The organism is Nostoc sp. CCY 9925 (assembly GCF_963920935.1).
Classification (GTDB): domain Bacteria; phylum Cyanobacteriota; class Cyanobacteriia; order Cyanobacteriales; family Nostocaceae; genus Nostoc.
Genome location: NZ_CAWUDO010000008.1, coordinates 1 through 15,993 on the forward strand (window position 1 = coordinate 1; position 15,993 = coordinate 15,993).

Sequence of the window (15,993 nt, forward strand, 5' to 3'; positions counted from 1 at the left end):
GACTAATGACTAATGACTAATGACTAATGACTAATGACTAATGACTAATGACTAAAATTCGTATTGGTAACGGCTACGATATTCACCAACTGGTGAGCGATCGCGCTTTAATTTTGGGAGGAATTCAAATTCCCCATGAACTCGGTTTGTTGGGTCACAGTGACGCTGATGTACTCACCCACGCCATTATGGACGCTATGCTTGGGGCATTATCTTTGGGGGATATTGGTCATTATTTTCCCCCTAGCGATCCCCAATGGGCTGGAGCAGATAGTTTAATACTATTAACTCAAGTACATCAGCTAATTCGGGAGCAAGGCTGGCAGGTGGGAAATATTGACTCGGTGGTAGTGGCAGAACGTCCCAAATTAAAACCGCATATTCACAAAATGCGCGACAAACTAGCGACTGTTTTAGAATTACAACCAAATCAAATTGGCATCAAAGCTACGACCAATGAAAAATTAGGTCCAGTAGGGCGAGAAGAAGGCATTTGTGCTTATGCTGTAGTTTTATTATTACAGGAATAATGATGAGATGATGTCAAAAAAATCAGAATCTATTCTAGGGTTCTCGCACGAGTAAGTCATTGAAAAGCAAAGCACTTGACTAATTCTGTTGCGCTTTTTTTTGCTGTCTCACAACTACCATTTTAAATCATCCGATGGTTAACTTATTCGGGCATTATTGGTAAATTTCAGATAGTTTATCAAACCATCTCGGATGATTAATACAAATTGCCCCATCTGTTTGCTAAAGTTACCCCAGATATAGGATTAGATACACTTGAATCTTTGTCCTCTAAACCTGGGGGTGAATTTATTGACCTTAATGAGACAGAATTCAAGTTGATTTAATTCTATGAAATTATCAGCGATTTTTTTTACAATTAAACGTTTTTGGTTGACAATAATTCTGAGTTCAGCAATAGCATTTACAGTTACCGCCTGCAACCCTAGTAACTTTAAAACCGCAGCTGCTCAAGTTCCACAAATCGTTAGTGCAGTTTTAAGTGAACCTTCAACTTTTAACTATGCTTTGAATGAGTCAGCATATAGCGTTTTTGGGTTCATATATGACTCATTGATTAATGAGAATCCCATCACTACAAAACTAGAACCTGGTTTAGCAGAATCTTGGGAAGTTTCTGAAGATGCACAACGGGTTGTAATCACCCTGCGAGAAGGACTCAAGTGGTCAGATGGTAAACCAATGACTGCTGATGATGTTGTATTTACTTATAACGAAATCTACCTTAATCCAAAAATCCCGACTTCTTTAAAAGATGCCTTAAAAGTTGGTGAAAAGGGCACTTTACCAAAGGTGAGGAAAATCGACGATCGCCGGGTTGAATTTACTATACAGGAACCCTTTGCTCCTTTTGTAAGATATGTAGGCGGCATCCCGATTATGCCAGCCCATGCTCTACAACAAGCAATTCGCACAACTGAATCTGATGGAAATCCTAAGTTTATTTCTATGTGGGGAACAGGCACCGATCCCAAACAAATTGTTGGCAACGGTCCCTATGTCATGGAAAGTTATGTTCCCAGTCAACGAGTTATATTTCGACGCAATCCATACTACTGGCGCAAAGATGCTCAGGGTAATCCTCAGCCGTACATCGATCGCATTGTTTGGCAAATTATTGAATCCACTGAAAACCAGTTGATTAGTTTTCGCTCTGGACAATTAGATGATTTAGAAATTCCTCCCGAAGGTTTTAGTTTAATAAAACGAGAAGAAAAACGAGCGAAGTTTAAAATTTATAATGGCGGGCCAAATACAAGTACCACTTTTATTTCTTTTAATCTCAATCAAGCTAAGAATTCCCAGGGTAAGCCTTTGGTAGACCCCATCAAATCTCGCTGGTTTAATCAAAAGGAATTTAGACAGGCTATAGCCTATGCACTAGACCGCGAAACGATGAAAATCAATGCTTACCGGGGATTAGGGGAACTGCAAAATTCATTTGTTTATGTGAAAAGTCCCTACTTTCTCCCTCCAGAAAAAGGATTAAAAGTATATAATTACGAACCCACAAAATCGAAGAAACTTCTGTTAGACGCTGGGTTTAAATATAATGCCCAAAATCAACTCTTAGATGCTGATGGCAACCGAGTCAGATTTACTCTGTTGACGAATTCCGAAAGGAAAGTGAGAGGAGATATGGCAGCTCAAATCCAACGAGACCTGGCAAGAATTGGGATTCAGGTTGATTTGCAAATCTTGAGTTTCAATTCTTATTTAGAAAAACTGAAAGTTACACAAAATTGGGATTGTTACCTTGGAGGTTTTGCTGGAGGTGGTGTTGAACCCCACGGTGCTAGCAATATCTGGAGAATTAACGGTGCATCTCACGCATTTAATCAAGGCGCACAACCAGGAGATCCGCCGCTAATTGGTTGGGAAGTTTCTGATTGGGAAAAACAAATTGATAGCCTTTATATTAAGGGCGCACAAGTATTAGATGAAAACAAGCGCAAAGAAATTTATTACGAATATCAGCGCATCGCCTCAGAACAGTTGCCGTTTATTCATTTAGTGGAAGGGTTGAATTTACAAGCCGTGCGCGATCGCTTCCAAGGTATTCAGTATACTGCTCTTGGTGGCCCCTTCTGGAACCTCTACGAACTGAAAGTAGTTGATTAAATAGGGCATGGGGCATTAGTTATTTGCAAAGGACTAATGACTAATGACTAATGACAAAGGAATAATGACTGATGACTAATGAAAAAAATTTGCGATCGCTCTTAGAAGCGGTTGCCAATGGTAAAGTTTCTCCAGATGTAGCGTTAGACTCTCTTAAAGGCTTAACCTATGAAAGTGTGGGTGAGTTTGCCAAAATTGACCACCATCGCCAGTTAAGAACTGGTTTCCCTGAGGTCATTTGGGGTCCTGGGAAAACACCCGATCAAATTGCTCAAATTATCGAGGTGATGCGCCTCCGTAACCCGGTGGTGATGGCAACTCGCATTGAAAGTGCAGTTTATAGCGCACTGCAAGCAAAAGTTACTGGTTTGCGGTATTACGAAATGGCGCGAATTTGTGCGATCGCTCCTGCTACCCTCGAACCACAGTTTCAGGGCGAAATCGGCATTCTTTCTGCTGGTACCGCTGATTTACCTGTTGCTGAAGAAGCCGCTGTTACTGCTGAACTTTCTGGTTTTCAAGTAAACCGCCTCTGGGATGTTGGCGTTGCAGGGATTCACCGCTTATTAAGTAATCGTCACCTCATCGATTCAGCATCGGTGCTGATTGTCGTCGCAGGCATGGAAGGCGCTTTACCCAGCGTCGTCGCTGGTTTAGCAAATTGTCCGGTGATTGCTGTACCCACTAGCATTGGTTATGGCGCCAGTTTTAGCGGTCTAGCACCACTGTTGACAATGCTCAACTCTTGTGCCGCGGGAGTAGGTGTAGTGAACATCGATAACGGTTTTGGCGCAGCAGTTTTGGCAGGACAAATTTTGCGGACAGCCGAGAAATTGCGGTTGGCATCCCCTGAATCTTGAGTTAAGACATTAAAGTCATACTTAAGATTTCAGTATTTATCAGTAATTAATGTAAAAAAGCTGAGACTGAAATTTGCTAACCCAACTTCTCAATCACCAAATATGAGTCATTACAGCGATTTTATATCTCAGTTTCTTTGGCATTTGCCTGTAAACTGGACAGCTCTAGCACAAACAATTACTGATCCAGACCTCATGGGTCAGATACAAAAATCCTGGAACCATTTTATACAAACAGGTCAAGTTTGGGCATTGTTGATTGGTTTAGTCATTGGCTATATCATTCGGAATCTAACTAGCTACGGTTAAAACTAGCGGGGAGTAGGGAGTAGGGAATGGAGAAAGAGGCTGGCAAGAGGGTAAAGACATCTCCCTCATCTGTCGGTCGGTGAGCAAAGCCGAACCGCATTTCCCCCATATCCCTCATCTCCCCTACTCCCCACTCCCCACTCCCCCAATATTTATGACTAAAGAACAAACTTGGAGTCAGCGGTTTGAATCAGCATTACATCCAGCGATCGCTCGTTTTAATGCCAGTATAAATTTTGATATTGAATTAATAGAATATGACTTGACTGGTTCTCAAGCTCATGCCAAAATGCTGGCTCACACGGGCATAATTTCAAAAGCAGAAGGCGAAGAACTAGTTGCAGGTTTAGACCAAGTTCGCCAAGAGTACCGCCAGGGAAAATTTCAGCCTGGTGTCGATGCTGAAGATGTACATTTTGCAGTGGAACGACGATTGACAGAAATTGTCGGTGATGTGGGTAAAAAGCTGCATACAGCGCGATCGCGTAATGACCAAGTTGGCACTGATACTAGACTCTACCTCCGCGACCAAATCCAACAAATCAAAAGTCAATTGCGGGAATTTCAAGGCATTCTGCTAGATATAGCTGAAAAAAACGTTGAAACTTTAATTCCTGGCTATACTCACCTGCAACGTGCCCAACCTCTGAGTTTAGCTCATCATCTCCTGGCATACTTTCAAATGGCACAACGGGACTGGGAACGGCTAAGTGATGTTTCTCGCCGCGTGAATATTTCACCTTTGGGGTGCGGTGCTTTAGCCGGGACTACTTTCCCCATTGACCGCCATTACACAGCCAAGCTCTTGAATTTTGACAATATTTATGCTAACAGCCTCGATGGAGTGAGCGATCGCGATTTTGCGATCGAATTCTTGTGTGCAGCTAGCATAATTATGGTTCACCTCAGTCGGCTTGCAGAAGAAGTCATTCTTTGGTCATCTGAAGAATTTCGCTTTGTTACCCTCAAAGATAGCTGTGCCACCGGTTCCAGTATCATGCCGCAAAAGAAAAATCCGGATGTCCCAGAATTGGTACGGGGGAAAACAGGACGGGTATTCGGACATCTCCAGGCAATGCTGGTGATTATGAAAGGGTTACCCCTGGCATATAACAAAGACTTGCAAGAAGATAAAGAAGGTTTATTTGATACCGTCAACACAGTCAAAGCCTCTTTGGAAGCAATGACAATTTTGCTAGGGGAAGGTTTAGAATTTCGTACCCAGCGCTTAGCCGAAGCCGTAACGGAAGACTTTTCTAATGCTACCGATGTGGCAGATTATCTAGCAGCACGAGGTGTTCCTTTCCGAGAAGCTTACAATCTCGTGGGTAAAGTTGTAAAAACCAGTATTGCCGCAGGTAAACTCCTAAAAGATTTGACATTGGACGAATGGCAACAACTACATCCAGCATTTGCCCCAGATATTTATCAAGCCATATCCCCCCGCCAAGTCGTGGCTGCCCGCAATAGTTATGGTGGTACTGGCTTTGCACAGGTATATGAAGCACTCATAGCCGCCCGCACTAAAATTGCACAAGAGAGGGAGTAGGGACTGGGGATGAGGGAGATGAGGGGCAGGGAGCAGGGAGCAGAGGGGAAAGAGGTAATTTTTCATTCTCCCCCTTGCCCCCCTGCCTCTTCCCAGTGCCCCAAAATAATTGAGGGCGTACACTTGTACGCCCTCAATTTTTAAAAGACTTAAAAAGTAAGTATATTAACAGGCAACTTACTCAGCATCAACTGCTGCTGCGCCCTCATCTTCCTCACTCTTCGGTGGTCTTTGTTGGAACCTTCTCTGCATTCTTCCTGTGGTAGTCCGTTTACGAAACTTACGGGCATATGCCTGGTTCCGTAGCGCCTTTTCTTTTTTCGGGTTACGGCGCTTAGCCATGTTCACCTCATTAATAAACAACAAAAAATCGCAACTAGGCATGACGCAGGCAATATCAGCTACCAATGTTTTTGATATACTTGTAGCCTAGTGACTAATCGATACGCTTTAAACAGTGTTCTAGTCTACCGCATTCAACATTGTTATGTCAATAATAATTGATAATTATCTGGCTAGCAGCTAGATAAGAAATATCGTTTATGGAATTCAAATGTCTTAAATATATATAAATTAGCTAATTAGTTGTTTTACTTGGAAAAAAACTAATATTATTTATTCAGCAAAAACTTTAATTAAGCAATATTATGTATATAGAAATACAGTGCTTCTCTGGAAACTTGATGTTAGAATTAAGAATATTCTACGTAAATCGTTAGAATAAAATCTCAACCCACAAACATTTTTGTATAAAACAAAACTCAACAAAAATTTTATAGTTGAGCTAATGTAAGTGGTAGAGAAATATAGAATACAACACATAAATTTTGAAGATTGAACGTTATTGCTTTTTTTCCGTCAGCTGTCGAGTCCACACGTAGCTTATGGCGTATTGGACAAACAGTATTGGGTATTATATTTCGTCATCCCATTACTGGCACTAGTATCATCCCAATTTTACCCGATGGTCGGATCGTACTGATTCGGCGGCGGGACAATGGTCTTTGGTCATTGCCTGGAGGTATGGTGGATTGGGGAGAAGATATTCCCAACACAGTCCGCCGGGAATTGATGGAGGAAACGGGATTAGAATTAGTAAAAATTAACCGTTTAGTAGGAGTTTACTCCTCACCAGACCGCGACCCCAGAATTCATTCAATTTGTATTGCGGTTGAAGCCGAAGTACATGGGACAATGGAAGTTAAAGATGCTTTGGAAGTGATGGAAATCCAAGCTTTCCCTCCAAATTTGCTGCCTCCAGAACAAATGTCTCACGACCATACTCAACAGTTGCAAGATTACTTGAATGGCTTGACAACATTGGCATAATAATATTTTGTTATTAGTTATTTGTCATTGGTCATTAGTTATTTGTGCTTTGTCATTTGTCCTCTGTTACAAAGTTTTGTACCCTGTGGGGTAGCAGAGGAAGACGCTTGCGGACACGGCAAACTGATGCTCTATTGCAGGAAGTCGAGGCACTCTGCGGGATCTTCTTAGGGACTTCTAGTTAAGGGATTTCCAGGAAATAAATTATCCAATCTTGTGGGGTGGGCATCTTGCTATGGGTGTCAACTTAACGTTAAAGCACAGTCTGATAAGCATTTCAAAAATTTTCGATATTTTAGATACCCCCTAATACCAATTCAAAATTCAAAATTCAAAATTCAAAATTAAGAAATCCTTGTTTGACAAGGGTTTCTAGATTTGGATCTGTTTCAAACTTTTAGTGAATTGGTATAACCCCCCGATCCTTGGGGGGAACTAGAGTTTTTGCCCCCAAGGATCGGGGGTTGGGGGATCTAAAACCAGGGTAAATTGAGTGTTTGAGCTTAAGTTGACACCAATGTACAGGTGCACGCCCCTACAAATGTACAAATAATTTGGGATAATTTATTTTTTGGAAGTCCCTTACAGACTTTTCGCTTTGTCGTTGCAAATAACTAATGACCAATGACCAATGACCAATGACTATTTATTATGGTGCTAAAGGTTAACTACTAAATTAAAATGGATACACTATTCCGTAACTCCCGGAGAAAGCTTTCTCAAGGGCTATTATTTTGGCGTGAAGCTGGTGCAGAAATTCCTGTAATTTTTTTACATGGTGCTTGGAATGAGAGCAGCCAATGGTTATCTGTGATGGAGTCTCTTGCAGAGAATTTCCATTGCTTTGCACCTGATTTGTTGGGCTTTGGTGAGTCGGAGAATCCTAATATCCATCATTCGATTGATTTACAAGTCGAGTGTTTAGCTGAGTTCTTGCAAGCTGTCAAGCTAGAAAAAGTTTATTTAGTGGGGCATTCTCTTGGAGGTTGGATTGCTGCTAGCTATGCTCTAAAGTATCCAGAGAATGTTAATGGTATGGTACTGCTAGCACCTGAGGGTGTAGAGGTAGCAGGACAAGAAGAGTATTGTCGGAAGATGCGGCGATTATTAAATTATTCACCCTTGGTGGTTAAATTGTTGCGATCGCTAATTACCTTAACTAAAATCCTGGGTTGGCATGAAAAAATTACACAAGATTTGCAATTACGTCAGGATTTGTTGCGTTACCCCATAGCTTGTCAGTTACTTTTCAAACGGCGACAAGCAGAAATTGAGGCGGAATCACTACAAAAACGACTTTACATGATCGAAGTCCCAACTTTGATTTTACAAGGTGGTCAAGATACACCATATGCTTTAGCCAAGAGTCAAATTTATGCCCAACTAATTCCAAAAGTTGAGTTGAAAATGATTGCCCATGCTGGAAATGACTTAACACAGTCTTGTGCTGGGGATGTAGCGATAGATATTCGGGAGTTTATTACAGAGTCGGGACACGGTAAGCTTATCTGATATTGACCTTACATTTGGAAAAAATTTAGGTTGAGTCAAGCAAAGCTATCATTTTGTCATCAGGCTAAGATTTTTCATCTGTTGCTTTCACAACAGATTGACTAGATTGGGCTAGATAAATACCTACTAAAACTACGGCAAAAGTCATCCAGTCAAACAAGCCCACCTGTTCTGAAAAAATGAACCAAGCAAAAATTGAAGCTAAAACTGGTTCGGCCAGAAGGGTGACGGCGACGACTCCTGAAGAGATTCTGCTGAGGCTGTAAGCTAAAAGCCCTTGACCCAAGACTTGGCAGAAAAGGGCTTGAAAAATAATGAAAAACCAACCCATCGACGAATAGGGAAGTAGTCTATCTTCCAGGAATGGAAGGACGGGTAATAGAAACATTGTTGTGATTCCACAGCGCCACAGCATGATGGTTGCGGTGCTAAATCGAGACCGGAGTTTTTCTATCAGCAACATACACGTTGCCATGAAAATTGCAGTTAGAAATGCTAAGGCATCACCAATTATTTGGTCAGTGGCAAATTGCACCTTATTGATTTCAAATGCGATCGCTCCCACCAAAGCGATCGCCAAACCAATCACGAATCTGTAATCGAAGCGCCGACCGAATAACAGATACCCAGCCAAAGCAACGAATAACGAATTCAAATTAGACAATAAAGCCACGTTGGCAACGTTAGTTTGACTCAGCGACCAAGCCCACAACAGCAGGTAGGTTGCAGCAGCAGTTCCCATTGCTAACAACAGCCAAATTTCTTGACTGGTCAAAGGCTTTTGTTCAATTGGTTGATTATCGGACTGCTGGTAACGGAAAGCCTCAAGTCCATTCCACAGACCAAAGACGATTGTAGCAATCCAACTGCGATGAAATACTACAGCATTTGCGCCAATTTCCAGTTGACATAATTTGGTCAGAGATGGCGCCAAAGATATGGGAATTAGGGCAAAAAATAATGACAAAGTTCCTACAAAAGCTGGAGTTAAGGACAACTTTTGTAGGAATGCCTGTTTTGTCGTCATATTTTTAGCAAAGTTTTAACAAAAATAGTATTGACTGATTCCTGGAACGGTGATTTAGCTGCAACTTGGTTAGATATGGCTAAGTATAGACCGATTAAAACCACAGCGAAACCCATCAAATTAAAAAAACTTAACTCTTCGTAAAATATTACGAAAGCGAAAATGGCGCTAAATACTGGCTCTAACAGATGCACCAAGGAGACAATCACAGAGGAAAACTTAGCAAGGCTATAGGTCAAAAGCCCGTGACCTACAACTTGGCAGATCGCTGCTGGGCAAATAACCCAAACCCACCCATTGACTGAACAGGGAAAAATTCGATCTTGAGTCAACAAAAGTATGGGTAATATGACTACCGCAGCGATCGCGCAGATCCACAACTGAATAATCGCCGGAGAAAATTTAGTTCGTAATCTTTCTACCATCAAGAAGTATGCACCCAAGAAAATCGCTGAAATGATGGCAGCAAAGCTTCCTTGAACTTCGTCTGTGGCGATTTGCAGTTCCTCAAATTCAATGGTAATCGTTCCTGCAACCGCGATCGCCATCCCCAGCAAAAATTCACTTTTAAAGCGGTGACGAAATAACAGCCACGTCCCCAAGCTAGTAAATATGGGGGCAAGATTATGTAAAACACTAGAGATAGCGACACGAGTTTGAGTCAGCGACCAAGCCAAAAAGACTAAAGTCGCAGCCCAACAAATACCAGTGCCTAGCAATAGCCAGAAATCCTGACTAGTGTAGGATTGCTGTTCTACAGGTTTATTTGAGAAAAATTGCCCAGATATCGCCTTGTATCCATTCCACAGCCCGAAGAACAGACTAGCAAGCCACAAGCGATTAAATACAGTGGCATTGGGGCTGATTTCAGTTTCGCTCAATCTCACAAAAATAGAGCCAAAAGATAGGGCACCCACACCTAGAAGCGATGCCGCAAGCGCCATCTTCGTCTGATTGGATATATTCATTAGGAAAATTAAATTTAATTGATGACAAAATTTTTTGACTATTAACCCAATTTTCAGTCTCTAGTGGCCAATCGCTTTTACCCAACCCAATGCTCTTGGGCAAACCCTACAGCTATTTTGGCTAATAATGTCACAAACAAGCCGAGTATAAAATATCCCTGACGAGAATGGCGAGATAGCAGCACACCAATGGCTATACTCAAAGGTACAATTCCATAAGCCAAACGGCTCAAGGAAATAGTACCTCCAGACGCTAGCAGCAAACCAATACCGCAAAAGCCATAGATAACCGTAACTGTGGTGAGTTGTCGATGTAAGCGCCACAACACAAAGCCACCACCTAAGACCATGAGCACATTCAGCAAGTTATTTATCCACTGCTCACTTGCTAAGACTAACAAAAATACAACTAAAGCATAAAAGCCATAAATTAATTTCCTAGAAATAGAATGTTTATGGAAGCGCGATAAAAAATAGCCACTGCCAACAATTACAGCCATCAACAAGGGATACCAAGGGTCTTGAATGCCGCCAGATGGGTTTTGCACCCAACCAAATTCCCAATTCTTGGTACCAACTAGAATTTGCATGATCATGTTTAACCAACCCTGCCAATCAAACCCAAAGGAAGGTCGCCATCCTCGTTGTGCTTGGACAAAAGCTAAAGGGTTACCAAAATAAATTGCACAATACAAACTGAATAGAAGTACGCCAATAGCAGTGGCAAAACTGGCAATATAAGCAATAATTGGTCTGCGTTCTTTCCAAGCTGCGATCGCCAACGCCGGAATCAGTGCCATACCTGTAGGACGTGTTGCTGTCGCCATCGCGCCCCAAAAGGCAGTCCAGCGATATTGCTTTCGATCAAAAGCCCGCAAAGCCGCGGTGCTCAAAAACAAATACAGCCCCTCTGTGTAGATCGTCGCTGTAAACATAGACGATGGATAGCAACTAACCACAGCACTCACCCAGTAGGCTGCGCTGATGCCATAATGCTCCTTGACCCAAAAGTATAAACAGTAAAGGGCTGCGAAAAATGCCAGGTTATTGATCGAAATGCCCGCTAATTCAAACGGCAAACCCAGCCTCATCAAAACCCAGATACTTAAGGGAAACAGAGGAAAAAAAGCTAGATTGTGTTGGTTACCGTCATCGACAAATTCATAACCAGAAGTAGCGATCGCTCGGTAATGCATACTATCCCATGCATCAAAAACCTCCCAGCCAAAACGTGGTACAAATGCATCTGCTGGTAAAGGTAGCCTTGGTGCAACCAACAACATGGCTATCCAAATGAATATTCGACTGGCAAGCCATATTGCTGCTGGATATAGGAAATCAGTTTTCCATAAAATTTTTCTTATAGCTATCTGAACTTTAACCATAGACTTGAGTATTTTAAAATACTACTTTATCCATCCTCTTATCTATGAATACAGCACAGCTAGCTTAAAGTTATCAGTAAGATTTTGCATATTTAATCCTCCACCACAGACACTAACAAATCCCACAAATCCCACAAATTGCCAATTACTAGAAAATATTTTATTTTTTGCTTATTTTTCTCAATTTCTCAGCAATCATATCTAAAGATGTCGTATTTATCAATACAAATTTAGTCATTGGGCATGGGGACTGGGGACTGGGGATTGGGGGGAAATTATAAAAAAGCTTCCCACCCTAGCCCTATGCCCCATGCCCAATGCCCCATACCCAATGTATCGATTATTGCGATCGCTATTATCAAAGAGTCCTCAGCAATTTATATTGAGAGTTATCTGTAAATCCTTAAATAATTGTGAAAGCGATTACTCTTGTTGGTTCTACTGGTTCTATCGGGACTCAGACTTTAGATATTGTGAGTCAGTACCCAGATCAATTTCGGATTGTGGGATTGGCAGCTGGGCGCAATGTGGAAATGTTGGCTGCTCAAATTCGCCAATTTCGGCCGCAAATAGCAGCAATTTGCTTAGAAGATCAATTACCAGCACTCAAAGAAGCCGTTAAAGACCTCGACCCGCAACCGATTCTACTCGCTGGCGAAGCTGGAGTGATAGAAGTCGCCCGCTACGGCGAAGCCCAAACCGTTGTTACGGGAATCGTGGGTTGTGCTGGTTTGCTACCGACGATCGCAGCTATAGAGGCTGGTAAAGATATTGCCTTGGCAAACAAGGAAACTCTGATTGCTGGCGGCCCCGTAGTTCTACCCCTAATTCAAAAGCACGGTGTAAAATTATTACCTGCTGATTCCGAACATTCAGCGATATTTCAGTGCCTACAAGGTGTGCCAAAAAACGGTTTGCGGCGGATTTTACTGACTGCATCGGGTGGGGCTTTTCGGGATTGGGATGTAGAAAAATTAGCAGAAGTGACTGTTGCTGATGCTTTGAAACATCCAAATTGGTCGATGGGGCGTAAAATCACGGTAGACTCTGCTACTTTGATGAATAAAGGACTGGAAGTAATTGAAGCTCACTTCCTGTTTGGCTTGGATTATGACGATATCGAAATTGTCATTCATCCCCAAAGCATTATTCACTCACTCATTGAATTGCAAGATACCTCAGTTTTAGCCCAACTCGGCTGGCCTGATATGCGCTTACCCTTGTTGTATGCTTTATCTTGGCCCGATCGCATTTACACCAACTGGGAACGCTTAGATTTGGTGAAAGCTGGAAATTTAACTTTCCGCGAACCAGATCACCAGAAATATCCTTGTATGCAGTTGGCTTATGCTGTGGGTAAAGCTGGCGGTTCCATGCCTGCTGTATTAAATGCCGCAAATGAACAAGCTGTAGCTTTATTTTTAGAAGAAAAAATTCGGTTTTTAGATATTCCTCGTTGTATCGAATGGGTGTGCGATCGCCATCAAAATGATAACCGTACAAATCCCTCTTTAGATGACATTTTGGCAGCAGATAAATGGGCAAGACAAGAAGTTTTAATTGCGACTGAAAAGTTAGAAACTCACTCGCGGATAATCTCTCTGCGATAAAAGCCTTTACTCAAATATTCAAAAGGCAAATTTTCTGGCTCTTGAGCAATTATTGTTTAGCCTTCAGTCTAATGCTAAAGGCTAAACATTTTGCTCAAATTTCTGGCTCTCAATAAACGCGTAGATGCATAGCGGCTTGTCGTCAGACATCGCACTCATGATCGATAATTATTTCTAGTATTAACACCCACTTAACTTACGCAACTAGCAACGGTTTTGTAGGAAGCATCCTTGGTTCTGGTAGTGGTTTGTTTTCGTCTTTCAACATTTCAACAAAAGTCTCAATTACTTCCTGACCATTTTTGGCTGCTTCTTCATAAGTTCTACCATGCGTATGAAATTGTTGCCAGGGGAACTCAGGCAAGTGTACTAAAAAAAGTCTATCTTCTTCCGACCATTGAATTACCATACTGTAGTGATAATTCATTCTTCTGGCTCCTGTTTTTCTTCGGTTTGCGTGTTTTCCATTTCTTGGAGTTTTTTTAGCACTCGTTGGATGTTTTTTTCTAAATATAACGGAGCATCATCACCGTCTTTACCCGGTATGGTTAGAGGTTCTTCAGGTAACAACGGATGCTTCCAATATGTATGACTTCCTTTACCTCTTCCTGGTTGAAGGATATAGCCGACTTTTGACACTATCGCTTTCAACTCTCTTACTTTTTTCGGCATTGCCTCTTACAGCCAACTCCTGATTTATTTTCTCTGCTCAAGAGCCAAAAATCAAAGCCTGTCAGTATTATTTAGATATGATAACCCTGTATGAGTGGCTGAGAGAACAGGCAAAACTACCCAGGCGATCGCACTTCCCAAACATCACAAAAGGCGATCGCACTTTCCAAAAAACCAAAAGGCGATCGCCATCCACAAACCCAACAAATGCGATCGCACTTCCCCAACATCACAAAAGGCGATCGCATGTGGCATTTAGCTTGCTACCTTGTTCAAAAAACTGTTGAAGCGATCGCTATCCATCAAGCCATTTTCCGACAGTATTCGTCGCACTGCAACTAAATGCAATGTTCTTACATACGCTTGTTGCTCGTAACCAGGCAAAACTATTAATGTCCCAGATGATGGATGCTGGTAAATTTTTTGAGAGCCAAAGGTCTGCATGGTTACAAACCCTGTCTCTAAGAGCAATTTCTCTAATTCTGTGAATTTAATTTCTCTAACCATGATGACGAATCACTCCTTGTAACTGGCTGAGAACATCATTTTTAAATTTAGCAAATATTTCGATCGCCTGCCGATTTAATACGTTGTCTTTAGATAAACGCACAGTTACACTATCACCAACATTGGATAAATCGAATCCTTCAAAACTTTCAAAATATGCTTGTATGTATAACCAATAAGCTTGGCTATTTTTTGCATCATATACAATTAAAATACATGGCATTGGTTCAAGCAACCATAGTTCTAAATCTGAGCGTGTGAGAACAAAAGTAATAGTTTTTTGGTCGGAAAGTATAGATAGTGAATCTGTCGCCTTTAACTGTACATATATCTGACCATTTTCAATTTCACCTTCAGCATTATAAGTAAATATAATTAGATCGTAGCCATAATCGTACTCAATACGCTCTACAGAATAGCCGCATAGCAGGACGTATCGTTCAACATAATTTACACTTAAATCTGCTATTATATGCTCTCTTGGTCGCTTTTTTCTGAGCATTTACTGAGATTTTTTCAATATCATGAATATTATCAAAGTTATATAGGTTATATAGCCGTTTATTCATATTAAGCTTTGTACATCGCACTCCCATCAACCCTACTAAACACGTAGCCGTAAGGCTTGTCGTCAGACATCGCACTTTCCCTACATCACAAATGCGTAGCCGTAAGGCTTGTCGTTAGACATCGCACTTTCCCTACATCACAAATGCGTAGCCGTAAAGCTTGTCGTTAGACATGGCACTTACCAAAGTGTTTTGACGTGTGGATAGTTGAGAATTTTTTGATCGCAGGTCATAAGTTCTATATTGCGGCGGTAGGCGATCGCAACAATAATACGATCAGCTGGGTCTTTGTGGAAGTCGCCGGGTAATTGGGTGCTGGCGATTGCATCTAGTGGATCGAGTGGTTCTATGGTAATTCCAGGTCGAGTTTTTGCAAGCGCAAACCATTCATTGACGGGAAGGGGGAGTGGTAGTTTCCCATTACTATGCTTGACTGCGATTTCCCAAACAGAAATGGCAGAAACGATGAGGGCATTTTGGTTTTCGCCTATGGTTAATAGGGTACGTCCACGCTCAGAAAGCTGTTCTGGAGTATGCAGCCACCAAAGCCAAATGTGGGTGTCTAGTAAAATCATTGTCCCAAAGCATCCCATAATTCAGGCATGGGTTCGTCAAAATCTGGAGGAATTTTCAGGGGGATTTTGCGTAGAGGATGCTGAGGAGTGCGATCGCGGGTTAAATCAAGTTCGTCAGGGGTTCGGGATGGCTGTGATGATTCCACTGTGAGGCTTTGAGCCAAAAGTTGGAGGATGCGAATCCTTTCTGCTAAGTCGAGGCTGAGGAGTTGTTGCTCTAGTTCTTGATTGCTCATAACTTTGCGCCTAATGACTGTGTTACTTATTTTAGCGGAACTCTTCAATCCGTCTGATGACAGGTAGTGCGTAGCCGTAAGGCTTGTCATCAGACATCGCACTCCCATCAACCCTAATAAAGGCGATCGCACTTCCCAAATACCACAAACGCGATCGCACTCCCTCCCAAAATACTAAAATGCGATCGCACTCCCCAACATCACAAAGGCGATCGTACTTCCCCAACATCACA

Annotated in this window: 20 protein-coding genes; 8 read left to right on the forward strand and 12 right to left on the reverse strand. The window is 41.9% G+C overall.

The annotated features are described in order from the left end of the window. Positions 1-47 precede the first annotated feature (47 nt). From ispF to argH, 5 genes are all read left to right on the forward strand, one after another. Positions 48-530: a 2-C-methyl-D-erythritol 2,4-cyclodiphosphate synthase gene (ispF, locus tag ACM0OY_RS06385; protein ID WP_414568023.1), complete on the forward strand. Its 483-nt coding sequence runs from the start codon at positions 48-50 to the stop codon at positions 528-530. A gap of 331 nt (positions 531-861) precedes the next feature. Then, positions 862-2,652, forward strand: coding sequence for an ABC transporter substrate-binding protein (locus tag ACM0OY_RS06390; protein ID WP_414568024.1), 1,791 nt, complete (start codon positions 862-864; stop codon positions 2,650-2,652). A 71-nt stretch (positions 2,653-2,723) separates the two neighbouring features. Further along, positions 2,724-3,512: a nickel pincer cofactor biosynthesis protein LarB gene (larB, locus tag ACM0OY_RS06395; protein WP_414568025.1), complete on the forward strand. Its 789-nt coding sequence runs from the start codon at positions 2,724-2,726 to the stop codon at positions 3,510-3,512. Positions 3,513-3,614: 102 nt separating this feature from the next. Further along, complete coding sequence (locus ACM0OY_RS06400; RefSeq protein ID WP_414568026.1) at positions 3,615-3,821, forward strand: hypothetical protein; 207 nt, start codon at positions 3,615-3,617, stop codon at positions 3,819-3,821. A 154-nt stretch (positions 3,822-3,975) separates the two neighbouring features. Then, positions 3,976-5,370 (forward strand): argininosuccinate lyase, encoded by a 1,395-nt coding sequence (gene argH, locus ACM0OY_RS06405; protein WP_414568027.1) that lies wholly within the window; start codon positions 3,976-3,978, stop codon positions 5,368-5,370. Between the two features lie 177 nt (positions 5,371-5,547). On the opposite strand, the gene ACM0OY_RS06410 is transcribed toward argH, so the two are convergent. Then, positions 5,548-5,712 carry a hypothetical protein gene (locus tag ACM0OY_RS06410; RefSeq protein ID WP_016860072.1) on the reverse strand — a complete coding sequence of 55 codons (165 nt, stop codon included), beginning with the start codon at positions 5,710-5,712 and terminating at the stop codon, positions 5,548-5,550. A 492-nt stretch (positions 5,713-6,204) separates the two neighbouring features. Here ACM0OY_RS06410 and ACM0OY_RS06415 point away from each other — a divergent pair, with 492 nt between their 5' ends. Both ACM0OY_RS06415 and ACM0OY_RS06420 read left to right on the forward strand, forming a co-directional pair. Then, the gene (locus ACM0OY_RS06415) at positions 6,205-6,699 is read left to right on the forward strand and encodes an NUDIX hydrolase (protein ID WP_414568028.1); all 495 of its coding nucleotides are present in this window, start codon (positions 6,205-6,207) and stop codon (positions 6,697-6,699) included. 681 nt (positions 6,700-7,380) lie between these two features. Then, positions 7,381-8,211 carry an alpha/beta fold hydrolase gene (locus ACM0OY_RS06420; protein WP_414568029.1) on the forward strand — a complete coding sequence of 277 codons (831 nt, stop codon included), beginning with the start codon at positions 7,381-7,383 and terminating at the stop codon, positions 8,209-8,211. A 64-nt stretch (positions 8,212-8,275) separates the two neighbouring features. Here ACM0OY_RS06420 and ACM0OY_RS06425 read toward each other — a convergent pair whose 3' ends face one another. The 3 genes from ACM0OY_RS06425 to ACM0OY_RS06435 form a co-directional block, all read right to left on the reverse strand. After that, on the reverse strand, positions 8,276-9,238 hold the full coding sequence (locus ACM0OY_RS06425) for a DMT family transporter (RefSeq protein ID WP_414568030.1): 963 nt from the start codon (positions 9,236-9,238) through the stop codon (positions 8,276-8,278). Beyond that, on the reverse strand, positions 9,235-10,206 hold the full coding sequence (locus ACM0OY_RS06430; RefSeq protein WP_414568031.1) for a DMT family transporter: 972 nt from the start codon (positions 10,204-10,206) through the stop codon (positions 9,235-9,237). Before ACM0OY_RS06430 ends, ACM0OY_RS06425 begins: the two co-directional genes overlap by 4 nt. A gap of 77 nt (positions 10,207-10,283) precedes the next feature. Further along, positions 10,284-11,591: a mannosyltransferase family protein gene (locus tag ACM0OY_RS06435; protein ID WP_414568032.1), complete on the reverse strand. Its 1,308-nt coding sequence runs from the start codon at positions 11,589-11,591 to the stop codon at positions 10,284-10,286. 413 nt (positions 11,592-12,004) lie between these two features. Between ACM0OY_RS06435 and ACM0OY_RS06440 the strand changes: the two genes are divergently transcribed. Beyond that, positions 12,005-13,201, forward strand: a complete 1,197-nt coding sequence (locus ACM0OY_RS06440) for a 1-deoxy-D-xylulose-5-phosphate reductoisomerase (protein WP_414568033.1) — start codon at positions 12,005-12,007, stop codon at positions 13,199-13,201. A gap of 196 nt (positions 13,202-13,397) precedes the next feature. On the opposite strand, the gene ACM0OY_RS06445 is transcribed toward ACM0OY_RS06440, so the two are convergent. The 8 genes from ACM0OY_RS06445 to ACM0OY_RS06480 all read right to left on the reverse strand — a co-directional run bounded on the left by ACM0OY_RS06445 (position 13,398) and on the right by ACM0OY_RS06480 (position 15,992). Then, positions 13,398-13,628, reverse strand: coding sequence for a type II toxin-antitoxin system HicB family antitoxin (locus ACM0OY_RS06445; protein ID WP_096541157.1), 231 nt, complete (start codon positions 13,626-13,628; stop codon positions 13,398-13,400). Continuing rightward, a complete protein-coding gene (locus ACM0OY_RS06450) occupies positions 13,625-13,873 on the reverse strand; it encodes a type II toxin-antitoxin system HicA family toxin (protein ID WP_322702727.1) in 249 nt (82 codons plus the stop codon). The genes ACM0OY_RS06445 and ACM0OY_RS06450 overlap by 4 nt, the downstream gene beginning before the upstream one ends. A 116-nt stretch (positions 13,874-13,989) precedes the next feature. Continuing rightward, a complete protein-coding gene (locus ACM0OY_RS06455) occupies positions 13,990-14,121 on the reverse strand; it encodes a hypothetical protein (RefSeq protein WP_414568034.1) in 132 nt (43 codons plus the stop codon). 7 nt (positions 14,122-14,128) lie between these two features. Beyond that, positions 14,129-14,380 carry a type II toxin-antitoxin system HicA family toxin gene (locus ACM0OY_RS06460; RefSeq protein ID WP_015131012.1) on the reverse strand — a complete coding sequence of 84 codons (252 nt, stop codon included), beginning with the start codon at positions 14,378-14,380 and terminating at the stop codon, positions 14,129-14,131. Continuing rightward, the gene (locus ACM0OY_RS06465) at positions 14,373-14,882 is read right to left on the reverse strand and encodes a DUF4365 domain-containing protein (RefSeq protein ID WP_414568035.1); all 510 of its coding nucleotides are present in this window, start codon (positions 14,880-14,882) and stop codon (positions 14,373-14,375) included. Before ACM0OY_RS06465 ends, ACM0OY_RS06460 begins: the two co-directional genes overlap by 8 nt. Positions 14,883-15,128: 246 nt before the next feature. Continuing rightward, positions 15,129-15,524 (reverse strand): type II toxin-antitoxin system VapC family toxin, encoded by a 396-nt coding sequence (locus tag ACM0OY_RS06470; protein WP_414568036.1) that lies wholly within the window; start codon positions 15,522-15,524, stop codon positions 15,129-15,131. Continuing rightward, entirely contained in the window at positions 15,521-15,760 is a 240-nt protein-coding gene (locus tag ACM0OY_RS06475; RefSeq protein WP_414568037.1) for a hypothetical protein, read from the reverse strand. Before ACM0OY_RS06475 ends, ACM0OY_RS06470 begins: the two co-directional genes overlap by 4 nt. A gap of 31 nt (positions 15,761-15,791) precedes the next feature. Beyond that, positions 15,792-15,992, reverse strand: coding sequence for a hypothetical protein (locus ACM0OY_RS06480; protein ID WP_414568038.1), 201 nt, complete (start codon positions 15,990-15,992; stop codon positions 15,792-15,794). Position 15,993 lies beyond the last annotated feature (1 nt).

Bases quoted from the DNA above. Each gene is read 5' to 3' on its own strand.
- ACM0OY_RS06430 (WP_414568031.1), bottom strand. From the start codon at position 10,206: ATGAATATATCCAATCAGACGAAGATGGCGCTTGCGGCATCGCTTCTA.
- ACM0OY_RS06410 (WP_016860072.1), bottom strand. From the start codon at position 5,712: ATGGCTAAGCGCCGTAACCCGAAAAAAGAAAAGGCGCTACGGAACCAG.
- ACM0OY_RS06455 (WP_414568034.1), bottom strand. From the start codon at position 14,121: ATGCGATCGCCTTTTGTGATGTTGGGGAAGTGCGATCGCATTTGTTGG.
- ACM0OY_RS06460 (WP_015131012.1), bottom strand. From the start codon at position 14,380: ATGGTTAGAGAAATTAAATTCACAGAATTAGAGAAATTGCTCTTAGAG.
- larB (WP_414568025.1), top strand. From the start codon at position 2,724: ATGACTAATGAAAAAAATTTGCGATCGCTCTTAGAAGCGGTTGCCAAT.
- ACM0OY_RS06425 (WP_414568030.1), bottom strand. From the start codon at position 9,238: ATGACGACAAAACAGGCATTCCTACAAAAGTTGTCCTTAACTCCAGCT.
- argH (WP_414568027.1), top strand. From the start codon at position 3,976: ATGACTAAAGAACAAACTTGGAGTCAGCGGTTTGAATCAGCATTACAT.
- ACM0OY_RS06435 (WP_414568032.1), bottom strand. From the start codon at position 11,591: ATGGTTAAAGTTCAGATAGCTATAAGAAAAATTTTATGGAAAACTGAT.
- ACM0OY_RS06465 (WP_414568035.1), bottom strand. From the start codon at position 14,882: ATGCTCAGAAAAAAGCGACCAAGAGAGCATATAATAGCAGATTTAAGT.
- ACM0OY_RS06420 (WP_414568029.1), top strand. From the start codon at position 7,381: ATGGATACACTATTCCGTAACTCCCGGAGAAAGCTTTCTCAAGGGCTA.
- ACM0OY_RS06450 (WP_322702727.1), bottom strand. From the start codon at position 13,873: ATGCCGAAAAAAGTAAGAGAGTTGAAAGCGATAGTGTCAAAAGTCGGC.
- ACM0OY_RS06445 (WP_096541157.1), bottom strand. From the start codon at position 13,628: ATGAATTATCACTACAGTATGGTAATTCAATGGTCGGAAGAAGATAGA.
- ACM0OY_RS06400 (WP_414568026.1), top strand. From the start codon at position 3,615: ATGAGTCATTACAGCGATTTTATATCTCAGTTTCTTTGGCATTTGCCT.
- ACM0OY_RS06390 (WP_414568024.1), top strand. From the start codon at position 862: ATGAAATTATCAGCGATTTTTTTTACAATTAAACGTTTTTGGTTGACA.
- ispF (WP_414568023.1), top strand. From the start codon at position 48: ATGACTAAAATTCGTATTGGTAACGGCTACGATATTCACCAACTGGTG.
- ACM0OY_RS06470 (WP_414568036.1), bottom strand. From the start codon at position 15,524: ATGATTTTACTAGACACCCACATTTGGCTTTGGTGGCTGCATACTCCA.
- ACM0OY_RS06475 (WP_414568037.1), bottom strand. From the start codon at position 15,760: ATGAGCAATCAAGAACTAGAGCAACAACTCCTCAGCCTCGACTTAGCA.